Genomic DNA, 14352 nt, shown 5'->3' with positions numbered 1-14352 from the left:
TGGGGCGGGGTCGGCGGGTGCGGCGGTTGCGGACGTCGCATGCGTTTCATTCGGTGTTGATGGAGCCGATGTTGGGTGAGTTTGCTGCGGTGGTGCGGGGTTTGGAGTTCGGGGAGGGTTTTGGTCGGTGGTCTGATCCTGGTTTTTGGGTGTCGCATGTGCGGGAGCCGGTGTTTTTTGCTGATGCGGTGCGGGGGTTTGTTGAGGGTGGGGTGAGGTCGTTTGTGGAGTTGGGGCCGGATGCGACGTTGTCGGGTCTGGTGCCGGGGATCGTTGATGGTGTGGAGACGATCCCGGCCATGCGCAGGGACACGGACGAGGTGACGGCCGCCGTAACGGCGCTGGCGCGTGTGGCCGTCCGACGTACGGATATCGATCTGTCATCGCTGATCGCGGACGGCCACCGGGTGGCGCTGCCCACCTACCCGTTCCAGCGCCGGCGGTACTGGCTGAAGGGAAACAGCACCATGGAGGACGCCGTCCCGGTCACCACCGGCACCGACGAGGAGGCGGCGGCGAAGCTGCGCGACTTCTACGCCGGCCTGCCCGCAGCAGAGCAGCGGGAAACGCTGATCGGCCTCGTCATCGCCGAGGCCGCGGCCACGCCGCTGGAGAATCCCCTGACCGAACCGCTCGACGGCGAGACGCCGTTCTTCGAGGTCGGTTTCAACTCGCTGAGTGCTGTCGAGATGCGTAACCGGATCGCGGCCGCGACCGGGCTGACCCTCACGCCGATGCTGCTCTTCGACCACCCCACGCCCGAGATGATCGCCGATCACCTGATCGATCAGCTCGCCGCGCAGACCGCCTGACCGCGAAGACCGAAGGAGAGCACCACGATGTTCGACGTATCCCGCTATCTCGACCGGCTCGGCCTGACCGGCCCGGCCACCCCCGACCTGGCGACCCTGCGGGCGGTGCACAAGCAGCATCTGCGCCGGATCCCGTTCGACAACTCCCTCAACGCCGACGCCGAGCGTGGCTTCGAGGTGCTCGGTGACGTCCGCATCGACGACGACGCCGTCTTCGACCAGATCGTCGCCGGTGGCCGCGGAGGGGTCTGCTACGAACTCAACGGCCTGCTCCGCCGCCTGCTCACCGACATCGGTTTCGACGTGCGCATCCTCGGCGCGGCCGTCATCCAGGTCAACGGCGAGTTCGGCCCCGACCTCGAACACATCTTCAACTGTGTGCATCTCGACGGTGAGATCTGGCTCGCCGACGTGGGTCTGGCCGGTCCGTCCTTCCTCGAGCCGCTGCGGATCACCGAGGAGATCCAGACCCAGTACGGCGTCGACTACCGGCTCGTCCCCGACGGCGACTACCACACCTTGCAGCGCCGCAGCCAGGGCGCCGACTGGAGCTCGGTGTACCGCTTCAAGCTGCAGGACCGTGACCTCTCCGAGTGGCTCACCCTGGTGCCGACCCTGGAGGACTTCCCCGTCGAGCTGGTCCTGGTCGGGACCCGGATCCACAGCCGCGCCCTCGACAACGGCCAGATGGTCCTCATCGGCCGCCGCTACGTCAAGGTCGAGGACGGCAAGGACGAGGTCCGCGTGCTCGCCCGGGCCGAGCAGTACCGCGAGGTCGTCGACCGGATCCTGACCGATGCGAGCTGACGGGGGAGCGGTGGAGACGCTCGACGCCGACGTGCTGATCGTCGGGTACGGGCCCGTCGGGCAGGTGCTGGCTCTGTTGCTGGCCCAGCGCGGGCACCGGGTCACGGTGATCGAGCGGTGGGACAACGCGTACCCGATGCCGCGGGCCGTGGCGTTCGACAGCGAGGGTGCCCGGATCCTGGCCACGGCCGGGATCGGAGAGTTCATCGGCGAGGTCGGGGAGCCGTCCGGGGAGTACCGGTGGGAGAACGCCGCCGGGCAGACCCTGCTGGAGATCGAGGTCGACCCGCGCGGTCACTGCGGTTGGCCGGAGTCGACGTCGATGTATCAGCCGGGGCTGGAGGCGACCCTGACCGCTCGGGGCGACACGCTGCCGGCGCTGACGGTGCTGCGCGGATGGCGGGTGACCGAGGTCGATGAGCATACCGACGCGGTCACGGTGACCTTCGAACGTGACAGTGAGCGGCGCACGCTGACCGCCGGCTGGATCGTCGGCTGCGACGGCGCCAACAGTTTCGTACGGAACCGCATCGGCGCCCGCCTCAGCGATCTCGGCTTCTCCCACGACTGGCTCATCTGCGACGTGCGTCCGCACGAGCCGGTGGCGTACCGGCCGAACAATCTGCAGATCTGCGATCCGGCCCGGCCGCGCACCTCGGTGTCCGCCGGTCCCGGACATCGCCGCTGGGAGTTCATGCGGTCGGCCGGTGAGACGGTCGAGGAGCTGAACACGCCGGAGAGCGCCTGGCGCCTGCTGAAGCTCTTCGACGTGCACGAGCACGAGGCGACCCTGGAACGGCACCACGTCTACACGTTCTCGGCGGGGCAGGCCGATCGTTGGCGGTCCGGCCGGATGCTGATCGCCGGGGACGCCGCGCACGTGATGCCGCCCTTCGCCGGGCAGGGCATGTCCTCCGGTTTCCGTGACGCGGCCGCCCTCGCCTGGCGGCTGGACGCTGTGCTGGCCGGGCGCGCCGGTGCGCAGCTGCTGGACTCCTACGAGCCGGAACGCAAGGCCCACGTCGCGCACGCGATCGGCATGTCGGTCAACCTGGGCCGGATCATCTGCCAGACCGACGCGCGCGCCGCCGCCGATCGCGATCAGGTGATGATGGCCATGGCCGCCCGGCCGGCGCCCGGCCCGCCGGGGCAGCGTTCCGCCGTCAAGTCCTTGTCCACCGGCCTGCTCCGGCTGGGCACCGGTGGCCGCCCCGTTCGCCCCGCCGGCGAGCTGATGCCGCAGGGCCGGGTCTCGTGGCAGGGGCGCACCGGTTTCTTCGACGACGTCGTCGGCCGCGGCTTCGTCCTGCTGAGTGCGGACGATCCCGCCGGACTGCTCGACGACGCGTGTACCGCACTCCTGAACCGGCTGGATGTGCACGTGGCCGGGCTCGGCGGGCCCGAGGCGCTGATCGACGAGGACGGCCGGTATGCCGCCTTCTTCGCGGCGACCGGCGTGCGCGCGGTGCTGATCAGGCCGGACTTCTACGTGTACGGCGGAGCCGCCACCGGCGACGAGTTGACGGCGATGATCCGCGAACTGACCGATCGGATGGCCCCGGCAATATAGTTCCGAAATTTACTATGCCGGTCGGAACCTTCTGATACGGTCTCATGTGAATCCCGACAGGAGGCCCACGCATGACTGCCCCCATGGCCCTGACTCCGCGCGCCCGTTGGCTCGCGTTCGCGGCGCTCTGCTCGATCCAATTGATGATCGTCATCGATGTCAGCATCGTGACTGTCGCGCTGCGCTCCATGCAGGAGGACCTGGACATCCCGCAGGCGCGCGTCGCCTGGGTCACCAACGCCTACACGATCGGCTTCGGCGCCCTGCTCCTGCTGTCGGGCCGCCTCGGCGACCTCATCGGGCGCAAGCGCATGTTCGTCGCCGGCGTCGGTGTGTTCACCGCCGCTTCGCTGCTCAGCGCCCTCGCCCAGTCGAAGGAGTGGCTGATCGCCGCCCGTTTCGTGCAGGGCATCGGCGCCGCCATGGCCTTCGCCGTGGTCATGGGCATCATCTTCACGCTCTTCCAGGACCAGCGGGAGCTCGGTAAGGCGATGGGCGCGCTCGGGTTCGCGCAGGCCGCCGGCGCCTCCGTCGGCATCCTGGCCGGTGGCTTCCTGACCGAGGGCATCAGCTGGCACTGGGTGTTCCTCATCAACATCCCGATCGGGCTGGTCGCCGCGTTCCTGGCGCAGCGGCTCGTTCCCGCCGACCAGGGCCTCGGTCTGCGGGAGGGCGCTGACGTGCTCGGTGCGGTGCTGGTGACCGGCGGGTTGCTGATCGGCGTCTACACGATCGCCACGGTGCCCGACTACGGCTGGGGCTCGGCCAACACGATCGGGTTCGGCCTCACGTCCGTGGTGCTGCTGGCGGGGTTCGTCGTACGCCAGGCCACGGCGGCGCGTCCGTTGATGCCGCTGGGCATCTTCAGGTCCCGCAACCTCACCGGTGGCAATGTGATCCACCTGCTGATGGTGTCCGCGACGATCTCCTTCAACATCCTGATCGCTCTGTACCTGCAGCAGGTCGCCGGATACTCGCCGGCGACCACGAGCTTCGCGTTCCTGCCCCTCGCGCTCGCGTCGGCCGTCGTCTCGATCGGCCTGTCCGCCCGCCTGGTGATGAAGTTCGGCCCGCGGATCACGACCATCGCCGGCCTCACCGGGATCCTGGTCGGACTGCTGCTCGCCCTGCGGGCACCGGAGGACCCGGCGTACGCGGTCGACATCCTGCCCATCGCGGTGCTGCTCGGCGCCGGCGTCGGCCTGGCCATGCCCGCGGTCATGATGCTGTCGATGTCCGTGCGGTCACCGAGCGAGGCCGGCCTCGCCTCCGGGGTCGCGGGGACGGCCGGCACCATCGGCGACTCGGTCGGCCTGGCGGCGCTCGTCGCGGTTGCGGCGGCCCACACCAGCACTCTGCTGGCCGAGGGTGAGTCCCCGATCGACGCGCTGCACTCCGGCTTCACTCTCTCGTTCGGGATCGCGGCCGGCATCGTCGCCCTCGCGGTGATCGTCGCGGTCGTGGTCCTGCGCCCGCAACCGCCGATGTCGTTCGGCCCGCCTCCGGGCGAGCAGGCCGCGGGCCAGGAGGAGGCGCGTGCCGAGGGCATCGTCATCTGAACCATGCGCGGCGCCACACACCATCCGGATGGCGCCGCACCGGAAGCAACCGCGACAGAACGAGGAGTGTTGATGGTCAAGCTCGCAGTCATCATCGGCAGTACCCGGCCGGGCCGCAACGGCGAAGCCGTGGGCCGCTGGGTGCACGACATCGCGGCCAAGCGCGGCGACGCCGAGGTCGGCCTCGTCGATCTCAAGGACTACAACCTGCCGCACCTGGATGAGCCCATGCCGGCGCAGATGCAGCAGTACGTCAACCCCCACACCAAGGCGTGGTCCCAGGCGGTCGCCTCCTACGACGCATTCGTGTTCGTCACCCCGGAATACAACCGCAGCACTTCCGGCGCACTGAAGAACGCCATTGACTTCCTGTACGCGGAATGGGCGAACAAGTCGGCGGGATTTGTCGGCTACGGCGTCGCCGGGGGTGCGCGTGCGGTCGAGCATCTGCGTGGCGTCATGAGTGGCATCCAAATTGCCGACGTGACCGCCCAGGTGCTGCTCTCGATGTACACCGACTTCGAGAACTTCAGCGTCTTCAAGCCGGCGGCCCAGCAGGAAGAGGCCGTGTCCATGATGCTCGACCAGGTCATCTCCTGGGGCGGGGCGCTGCGGGCGGTGCGCGCCTGACCGGTTCTCCGGCTGTTCGAGCGGGGTCGCGCCGATGGCGCGGCCCCGCTTCCGGTGTTCGCATCCGGGTCGCCGTAATGGGCGGCCGATTACCGCGCGATAGGCATCGGCCCCCCTTTGTTTCGGCATTTGTTGCTAGCGTTTCCCGCAGTCGGTGACGACCGTTTCGACGACAAACCGTCGCCGCCCATGAGGGGAGCAGGCCATGACCACCACCGAGGAACCGCAGTCGTTTCCGTTCGAGGGCGCCGACCGGCAGAAGATGTCGCCCGACTACCGCCGGGCCCGTGAGACCGAGGGCCTGGCCCGGGTGCAGCCGCCGTTCGGCGGCCCGGCCTGGCTGGCGACCCGCCACGAGGACGTCAAGACGGTCCTCAGCGATCCGCGGTTCAGCCGGGCCCGGGCGCTCGGCGAGGACTCACCGCGGCTCGTGCCGTTCCTGCCGCCGCCGGACACCATCATGGCGATGGACCCGCCGGATCACACCCGGCTGCGCCGCCTGGTGACCCAGGCGTTCACCATGCGCCGCATCGAGCAGCTCCGGCCCCGTATCCAGGAGATCGTCGACGGCCTGCTCGACGACATGGAGAAGCAGGACGGTCCGGCCGACCTGGTGCGCTCGTTCGCCCTGCCGGTCTCGGTGACCGTCATCTGTGAGCTGCTCGGCGTGCCGTACGCCGATCGCGACCGGTTCCAGTCCTGGGTGGACATCATCATGTCCACCGAGCACCCGCTCGACGTGGTGATGCGGGCCAACGGCGACCTCATGAGCTACCTCGGCGGGCTCGTCCAGCAGCGCCGTGTCGAGCCCACCGACGACCTGCTCGGCGTGCTCGTGCAGGCGCGCGACGACGGAGACCGGCTCACCGAGCAGGAGACCGTCGGACTGGCCGCGGCCGTGCTCATCGCGGGCTACGAGGTGACCGCCAACCAGATCGGCAACTTCGGCTTCGCCCTGCTGACACACCCGGAGGAGCTGCGGATGCTGCGGGAGGATCCGGGCCTCACCGCACAGGCGGTCGAGGAGATGTTGCGCGTCATCCCGCCGTCGATCGGTGAGGGGATCCCGCGGGTCGCCACCGAGGACGTCGAGCTCGGCGGGGTGGTGGTCAAGGCCGGCGAGGCCGTGCTGCCGTCGATGATGGCGGCGAACCTCGACGCCACGGTCTTCCCCGACGCCGAGCGCATGGACTTCCACCGGGCGGAGAACGCGCACCTGGCGTTCGGTCACGGCGCGCACCGGTGCCTGGGCGCCCAGCTCGCCCGGCTGGAGCTGCAGATCGTGGTGGCGACGCTGGTCCGGCGGCTGCCCGGGCTGCGGCTGGCGGTCGCGGCGGACGAGGTGCCATGGCGCCGCAACACGCTCTGGTCCGCGCCGGAGAGCCTGCCGGTGACCTGGTGACCACAGCCGGCTGAGCGCGGGCACCGGCCGGTCCCGGGCCCGACTACCGCGGGATTACCGGCCGGTTCCCGCCCGCGTGCGAGCATCGCGGCACCGGGCACGGATCGACGACGAGAACACCGACGAGAACACCGGCGAGGACTGGCGAGGATGGGCATGAGGCGACGGAGTGACAGCCCGCGGACGGGCCGGTCCGCCGTGGTGGCGGTCGCGGTGGCCGTCGTGGTGCTCACCGCCACTGCGATCTGGTGGACGGCACGGACCGCCGGACGCGACACACCCGCTGTCGCCAGCGCGACGCTGCGCGGGCTCACCGCAACCACCCGTTCGGCCGCCTGGTCCGGGATGGACGACCACCACATGGACGGCGGCAACGGTTACCAGATGCCCGCCCAGATGATGCCCGGCGCGCCCGAGGGCGACGACATGCGGCTCGGCGTCGGCATCACCCTGCGGAATTCCGGTACGTCGGTGCAGCTGTTCGACCTGCTCGCCGAGTTCCGCCTGGATGGTGGCAGCGGTGCCCCGGCTCGCCTGCACTCCGACACGTTCGGCACGCTGCCCCGGCTCGGACCGGGCAGCGCCGTCGACGGCTTCCTCTACTTCGATGCCCCGGTCCCGGCCGCGGACGACCCGCCGCTGTATCTCATCTGGCAGCGCGACGGCCGGCAGCGCCGCCTGGCCGTACCGCTGACCGGTGGCACCACCGGCCATGACCACGGGGCCTGAACCCCGCTCTCGCCCGCGATCCCTCGGCGTCCCGCCGTACGGACAGGAGTCCGCCATGCCCGAACCATCCCGCCGGACCTGGCGACTCGACCAGGACCGTCCCGTCGCGGCGCCCGCCGGGCGGCCTGCCGATGCCGTCGTGGCGTCGCGGTACGCCCTGCCGGTCTTCGTCCTCGCCTTCGGGGTGGCCCTCTGGCAACACTGGACCGTCGGGCTGACCGCGGACAGCGTCGTGGGCCACCTGCCACTTGTCCTGGGCGACGGTCTGATCCTGCTGCCCGTCGCGGCAGTGGCTCTGACCGCGGCTCTGGCCGGGCGGCATCGTCTCCGCTCCGATGCGGCAGCATTCCCGATCGAGGCCGCCCTCACCGTGCTGGCCCTGTCCGTCCTGCTCATCCCGGCGGCGACTGTGCAGGCATACGTGCACACCATCTACGCGACCGGTGCGGGACACCACGGCGCCGACGGGCTGCCGGCAGGAGGCCTCGGCGGTCTGCTCGCGTACGGCGTGGGGCAGGCGCTGCGAGCCGAGCCGGCCGTGCTCCTGCTGGCCCTGGTCGCGGTCGCGCTGCGGCATCGCGCGATCCCTTCGATCCCGGAGACGGCGATCGAACCCACCGGCCCCCGCGGGTGGCGATCCCGGACGGCCGTCGCCGGAGCCGCGTTGCTGGTCGCCGGCCTGACCAGTGTGCCCGGCACCGGCGCCTCGGCCGCCGCGCAAGGCGGCGGCAGCTGTGCCTCCTCGCCCCAGCGCGTCTTCGACCTGTACGCCATCGACGTCGACATCGTCCTGGACCGCTTCGGCGACCACGACCCGTACGGCTACATGTACGTCCTGGCCGACCGCCTCGACGAGGTGCGGGCCGAGGAGGCGGCTCTGCTGCGCGCATCCGAGCTGGACAAGGACGATCCGTCCGCCCGCAAGGTCTCCGTGGGCCTGGGCCAGGACGCGATCCAGCCCCTGGTGATCCGGGCCCGCCTGGGTGACTGCGTCGTGATCAATCTGACCAACAAGCTCACCCAGGCGCCCCGCAACGGGTTCGGCAACCCGGTGATCACCCAGCCCGGTGGGGTGCCCGCGGTCTCAGTCGATCTGGCCGGGGTCGCGTACGACGCCGCGGCCGGCAACGGCGGCCAGGCCGTCGGCAACACTCCGTCCGCGGTCATGGCGGCGCCCGGCAGCACCCGGCAGTACCGCTACTTCCTCGATCCGGCGATGGGGGAGGGGGCCCGGGTCTTCCGCAGCGGCGGTGACTCGTCCCAGCTCACCGCGCACGGGCTGTTCGGCACGTTGATCGCCGAGCCGGCGGGCTCCCGCTGGTTCGACCCCGCGACCGGCGCGGACCGCACCGACGACCGGAACTGGAGCAACTGGGAGGCGATGATCCGCCCCACCGCGGGGCCCGCCTTCCGCGAGTTCACCGTGATCTACCACGAGGTCGGCGACGAGAACTTCACCATCCGGCGGCCGCTGCGTGAGAACGACGAAGGCATCCCGATCGGCGCCGACCCCGGAGTCCCGGTCGGCGACCAGGTCCGGTACGGCCGCTCCCTGCCGATGATCGACGGACGGGACCCGACGCCCACGATCCCCAACGAGGGCGGCGGCGGCACCAACTCCTACCGGCCGGCCAGCCGCGGGATCAACTACCGCAGCGAGCCGTTCTTCCGGCGCCTGCAGCTGGAGGCGAAACGGGGCTCCGCCGCGCAGCAGGCCAACAAGTCGCTGGCCTACAGCTCCTACACGTACGGCGATCCGGCGACTCCGATGCCGCGGTCGTACCTGGGCGAGCCCACCAAGACCAGGGTCGTGCACGCCGGGGTCGAGCAGTTGCACGTCCACCACGTCCACGGCGGCGGCACCCGCTGGCGGCTGAATCCCGGCGCCGACGACACCGCGATGGACGCGGGCCTGTCGAAGGTCCCCGTCCAGAACGCCCGCTCGATCCGGCTGGACTCACAGACCATCAGCCCCACCGAGACCTTCAACCTGGAGCACGAGTGCGGTGCCGGTGGATGCCAGCAGGCCGTGGGTGACTTCCTCTACCACTGCCACATCTCCCATCACTACATCGCGGGGATGTGGGGATTGTGGCGCGTCTTCGACACCAGGCAGGACGGCCTTGCCGCACTACCGGGCGCGGCACCACCGGCCGCAGGGGTCGACTCGGCCGGGCTGCTCGGCCGCACGGTCGAGGGCAAGCGCGTCGTCCTGGCGGCGGCGCTGACCGACAGCGCGCGGCAGGTCGCGCTGGAGCAGCTCGTCGAGTCGGCGCTGCCACCGCGCGGCGCGCGCTGGGACACCGGCGACGGGCCCGACCCCGACGACGCCACCGTCTGGAACTGGGAGAAGGGTGGCACCGCCGAGGCCCCGGTCTATCTGGGCGAACCCGAGACCGACGCGGTGTGGGCCAACTACCGCTCCGCCCATCCCGGTACCCGGCCGGAGATCCTGTTCAACCCGGTCACCGGGCGCCCGGCGTACCCGATGCTCAGACCCCACCTCGGTCAGCGACCACCGTTCTCACCGAACGGGCACTCCGGCGCCCCCGGGGTCGGCGAGACCACGACCGCGAAGAAACCGGGCGCGTTGTGCCCGAGCACCGCGCCGGTCCGCCGCTACGACATCACCGCTGTGCCGGTCGCGGTCCAGTCGACCGCCCGCGAGCGGGACGAGAACGGCGAGATCTACGTCCTGAACGAGGACAAGGCCGACGTCCAGGCGGGTCGTAAACCGGTGGACCCGCTGGTGGTCCGCTCCAACGTCGGTGACTGCGTGGCCATCACGTTCGGCAGCGAGCTCAAGCCGGCGGTGCAGCAGAAGGTCAACATGCACACGCACCTGGTGCAGTTCGACCCGTTGGCCTCCGACGGCGTGGTCGCCGGATTCGCGTACGAGCAGTCGGTCTTCGACGCCAACCGGGAGAAGCGCACTCTGCAGTCGGTGGCGGACCCTCGCCGGATCACGGTGAGCACGGTGGGCCGGCTACGACCGGGTGTGTCGATCGGGGTGGGCGTCGGCCGTACCGGCGTGGAGATCCGGACGATCACCGGGATCGAGGGCACCACCCTGCTGCTCGACCGGGAGCTGAGCAACGCCCACCAGGCCGGCGAGCCCGTCACCGTCGAATTCGTGCAGTACCGCTGGTTCTCCGACGTCGACTCCGGCACCGTGTTCTGGCACGACCACGTCGACGCCATCAAGTCCTGGGCCCACGGCCTGTTCGCCGCGCACATCGTCGAACCGAAGGGCTCGACGTATCACGACCCGGTCACCGGCGCGCCGGCCCGCAGCGGCACGATCGTCGACGTGGTGAACCGCTCCGGATCGGTGGGCGTGGGCCAGTCCGGCTCCTTCCGGGAGTTCACCGTCTTCCTGCAGAACGGGCGGCGCGGACGGCAGGAGCTGGCCTCGCCACCACCCGCGGGGCTGAACCCGTTCAACGCGGGGCAGGAATGCGAGGAAGGAACCATCAATCTGAGAGCGGCGCCCCTCGGCGAGCGGATACCACCGGGCGCGACCCCGGCCGATCCGGCAACGACCGACCAGCGCCAGGAGTACAACGGCGGGCGGTGCCGGAACGCCTTCACCCGTACGGATGTACCCGGCAACTACGACGCCAGCACCACTCGCGCCACGGTGTCGACCGTCGACCCGTATGCGTTCTCGTCGGTGAAGTACGGCGACCCGGGCACTCCGCTGCTGCGGGCGTACGCGGGCGACCCGGTGGTCATCCGGACCATCGGAGTCAACGACCGGGCCGAGGCCCTGCGGGTGCAGGGACACCGCTTCCGGGTGGAGCGGTTCGCCGCGGCCGGGCAGCTGACCGACACTGCCACCACCGGGGTCTCGGAACGGTTCGACTACGTGCTCGACGGTGGCGCCGGTGGTCCCGCCCGCCAGGCCGGTGACTATCTGTACTACAGCACGCGGACGTTCGCACTGGAGAGCGGTGCCTGGGGCATCCTCCGGGTGCATGACCGGCTGCGCGGCGATCTGCGGCCGCTGCCCGGGCGGTCCGTGCCCGCGACCGGGGCCGGATTCCCGAGGCAGATCGCGGCGCCCGGCAACACCCAGGCGGAACCCGGCCCGGATCCCGCGCCGGCGTACCTGCCGGACGGCAAGGTCAATACCGCGGCCGTCTCGGGCACCGCCGATGCCTGTCCCGCCGGGGTGCGGACCACGGCGTACGACATCTCGCTGATCGACCACGCGCTTCCCACCGCGCCCTTCCCGGACACCGGCGGTGTGGTGTACGCCCTCACCTCGGACGTCGCGGCGATCCGGGCCGGGACCAGACCTCTCGAGCCCCTCGTGCTGCGGGCCAACCAGGGCGACTGCGTCAGGATCACACTGCACAACGAGGTTGCCGCGGATTCCCGGTACGGCGGCACCAGAGCCGGCCTGGACCTCGGCAAGCTGCTCCGCAACCAGCAACTGGCGGGCGGCGCCGCGGTCGGTCTCAACGCCGACACCACCGTTGCCCGGGGCGGGAGTCTGACCCTGTCCTTCTTCGCCGATCGGGAGCTGGGCACGACTGTCTTCCAGAACCTCGGCAGCACGGCGTCGCTGCGGCACGGCGCGTACGGCCTGCTGATCGTGGAGCCCCGGGGTGCCACCTGGTCGGACAGCCGCACCGGCGTCCCGCTGGGCCCCCGCCGAACCGCCACCCAGGCGATCATCCGGACGCCGGACGGCAAGAAGTTCCGGGAGTTCGCGCTCACCATGCAGAGCACTGATCAGCAGTTCTCGCGCAGCATCCAGCCGTACGCGGAACAGGTCGCGGGCAATGGGCTCAACAGCACCGTCGCGATCAACGTGCCGCCCGCGCCGGTACCGGGTGCGCCGCCGGGCACCGCCCAGAACAAGGGAACGTTCGACAAGGGGTTCAACAACCTCAACTACCGCAGCGCTCCGCTCACCAGCCGCCTCGGGCTCACGCAGTTCCCGGACGACTTCACCAAGGCCACGGTCGTCGGCTCCTACGGGACGGCGTTCAGCTCCGACCCGTACGGCGATCCGGCGACACCGGTGCTCGTCGCCGGCGAGGGTGACCCGGTGGTCTTCCGGGTGGGGATCGGCGCCTCGGACCAGTTCCACGCGTTCACGGTGAGCGGGCACTCGTTCCCGCTGGAGCCGCGCCTGCGCGGATCCGAAGTGGTCACTGCCCGGACGGTCACGGCGGGTGAGACCCTCGACGCGCCGGTCGGGCCGGCCGGTGGCGGGCCGGGTAACACCGGTGACTACCTGGTCGCCGATTCCCGGCTGCCGTTCGCCGAGGCCGGCATGTGGGGCATCCTGCGGGTGCTGCCCCGCGGTACGGCAGGCTCTCCGGCACCCCTCTGACCGGCGCCGCCGTCCGGCCTACGGACTGGTGCCGTGGAACTGCCCGACCCACACCCCCCGTTCGGGCAGTTCCACGGCACTGCCGTCTCCGCCGCCCCGGGGACGCGAAAGAGCCGGCGACCTCATGGTCGCCGGCTCTTTCGTGCGGGGATCAGGCGCTGCGGAGCATCTCCGCGACATGGAAGGCGAGCTCCAGGGACTGGTTCACGTTCAGCCGGGGATCGCAGGCGGTCTCGTAGCGGCTGCTCAGCTCCAGCTCCGAGATCTCCTGGCCGCCGCCGACGCACTCGGTGACGTCGTCACCGGTCAGTTCGACGTGCAGGCCCCCCGGATGGGTACCCAGCCGCCGGTGCACCTGGAAGAAGCCCTCGATCTCGTCGGCGATCCGGTCGAAGCGGCGCGTCTTGTACCCGGTCGCGGACTCCTCGGTGTTGCCGTGCATGGGGTCGCACTGCCAGATGACCTGGTGGCCGGTGGCGGTGACGCGTTCCACGACCCCGGGCAGCACGTCACGAACGCGGTCGGCGCCCATCCGGCAGATGAGGGTGAGGCGCCCCGGTTCACCGTGCGGGTCGAGCCGCTCGGCGTACTCGGCGGCCTGCGCCGGGGTGACCGAAGGCCCGATCTTCACTCCCAGCGGGTTGGCGAGCTGTTCGGCGAAGGCGACGTGCGCCCCGTCGAGCTGCCGGGTCCGCTCGCCGATCCAGAGGAAGTGGGCCGACAGTGAGTAGAGCCGGTCGTCGGCCAGCCTCAGCAGCCCGTGTTCGTAGTCGAGCAGCAGCGCCTCGTGGCTGGCGAACACCTCAGTGGTGTGCAGGGCGCCGTCGTGGACGCCGCACGCGGCCATGAAGCGCAGCGCTCGTTCGATCTCCGCGGTCATCGTCGCGTACCGCTCGCCGGGCGCTGTCCCGGTCAGCAACTCCCGGTTCCAGCCCTGGACGGTGTGCAGGTCGGCGAAAGCGGGATCCGCGGTCAGCGTACGGACCAGGTTCATCGTTATCCCGGAACGGGTGTACGCCTGCATCATCCGCTCGGGGTCCGGCACGCGCGCCGCCGGCGACGGTGCCAGGGAGTTGACGATGTCGCCGCGGTACACCGGCAGCCCGAGCGCGTCGATCGGGCTCGAGCGCGGTTTGGCGTACTGCCCGGCGAGCCGGCCGATCTTGACCACCGGCCGGCTCGCGGCGTGGGTCAGTACCAGCGACATCTGCAGCAAAATGCGCAGAGTCGAACGGACGTGGACCTCGGTGTTGCCCTCGAAGGTCTCCGCGCAGTCCCCGCCCTGCAACAGGAAGGCCTCGCCACGGGCCACCTGGGCCAGGCGCTCGCGGAGCCGCTCGACTTCCGCGGCCGCCACGATCGGGGGCTGTTCGCGGAGCGACTCCCGGACCCGGTGCAGCATCGCCGGCTCCGGCCAGGGCGGTTGCTGGTGGGCCGGCAATCGCATCGCCGCTTCGACCCGGGCGTGCGGTGCGGTGCTCAAGGGTACGTTCACG

9 protein-coding genes are annotated in these 14352 nt (G+C 70.6%); 8 read left to right on the top strand and 1 reads right to left on the bottom strand.

All coding sequences use genetic code 11. The features are described 5' to 3' along the window. The 8 genes from AB0C12_RS39300 to AB0C12_RS39265 form a co-directional block, all read left to right on the top strand. Positions 1-812, top strand: an 812-nt coding sequence (locus tag AB0C12_RS39300) for a phosphopantetheine-binding protein (RefSeq protein WP_360555760.1), incomplete at its 5' end; no start/stop codon positions are given. A gap of 27 nt (positions 813-839) precedes the next feature. Next, complete coding sequence (locus AB0C12_RS39295) at positions 840-1619, top strand: arylamine N-acetyltransferase (protein ID WP_360555759.1); 780 nt, start codon at positions 840-842, stop codon at positions 1617-1619. Then, a complete protein-coding gene (locus tag AB0C12_RS39290; protein ID WP_360555757.1) occupies positions 1609-3189 on the top strand; it encodes a bifunctional 3-(3-hydroxy-phenyl)propionate/3-hydroxycinnamic acid hydroxylase in 1581 nt (526 codons plus the stop codon). The genes AB0C12_RS39295 and AB0C12_RS39290 overlap by 11 nt, the downstream gene beginning before the upstream one ends. A gap of 71 nt (positions 3190-3260) precedes the next feature. Continuing rightward, the gene (locus AB0C12_RS39285; protein WP_360555755.1) at positions 3261-4748 is read left to right on the top strand and encodes an MFS transporter; all 1488 of its coding nucleotides are present in this window, start codon (positions 3261-3263) and stop codon (positions 4746-4748) included. 72 nt (positions 4749-4820) lie between these two features. Further along, positions 4821-5378: an NAD(P)H-dependent oxidoreductase gene (locus tag AB0C12_RS39280; RefSeq protein WP_360555754.1), complete on the top strand. Its 558-nt coding sequence runs from the start codon at positions 4821-4823 to the stop codon at positions 5376-5378. Positions 5379-5583: 205 nt separating this feature from the next. Further along, complete coding sequence (locus AB0C12_RS39275) at positions 5584-6780, top strand: cytochrome P450 (RefSeq protein WP_360555753.1); 1197 nt, start codon at positions 5584-5586, stop codon at positions 6778-6780. A 156-nt stretch (positions 6781-6936) separates the two neighbouring features. Next, positions 6937-7509 carry a hypothetical protein gene (locus AB0C12_RS39270; protein ID WP_360555752.1) on the top strand — a complete coding sequence of 191 codons (573 nt, stop codon included), beginning with the start codon at positions 6937-6939 and terminating at the stop codon, positions 7507-7509. A 55-nt stretch (positions 7510-7564) separates the two neighbouring features. Continuing rightward, complete coding sequence (locus AB0C12_RS39265) at positions 7565-12856, top strand: hypothetical protein (protein WP_360555750.1); 5292 nt, start codon at positions 7565-7567, stop codon at positions 12854-12856. Between the two features lie 151 nt (positions 12857-13007). Here AB0C12_RS39265 and AB0C12_RS39260 read toward each other — a convergent pair whose 3' ends face one another. Next, on the bottom strand, positions 13008-14351 hold the full coding sequence (locus AB0C12_RS39260; protein WP_360555749.1) for a class II 3-deoxy-7-phosphoheptulonate synthase: 1344 nt from the start codon (positions 14349-14351) through the stop codon (positions 13008-13010). Position 14352 lies beyond the last annotated feature (1 nt).

The sequence above is a fragment of the Actinoplanes sp. NPDC048967 genome (genome assembly GCF_040649415.1).
GTDB lineage: Bacteria > Actinomycetota > Actinomycetes > Mycobacteriales > Micromonosporaceae > Actinoplanes.
This window is presented reverse-complemented; position numbering and strand designations above follow the sequence as displayed.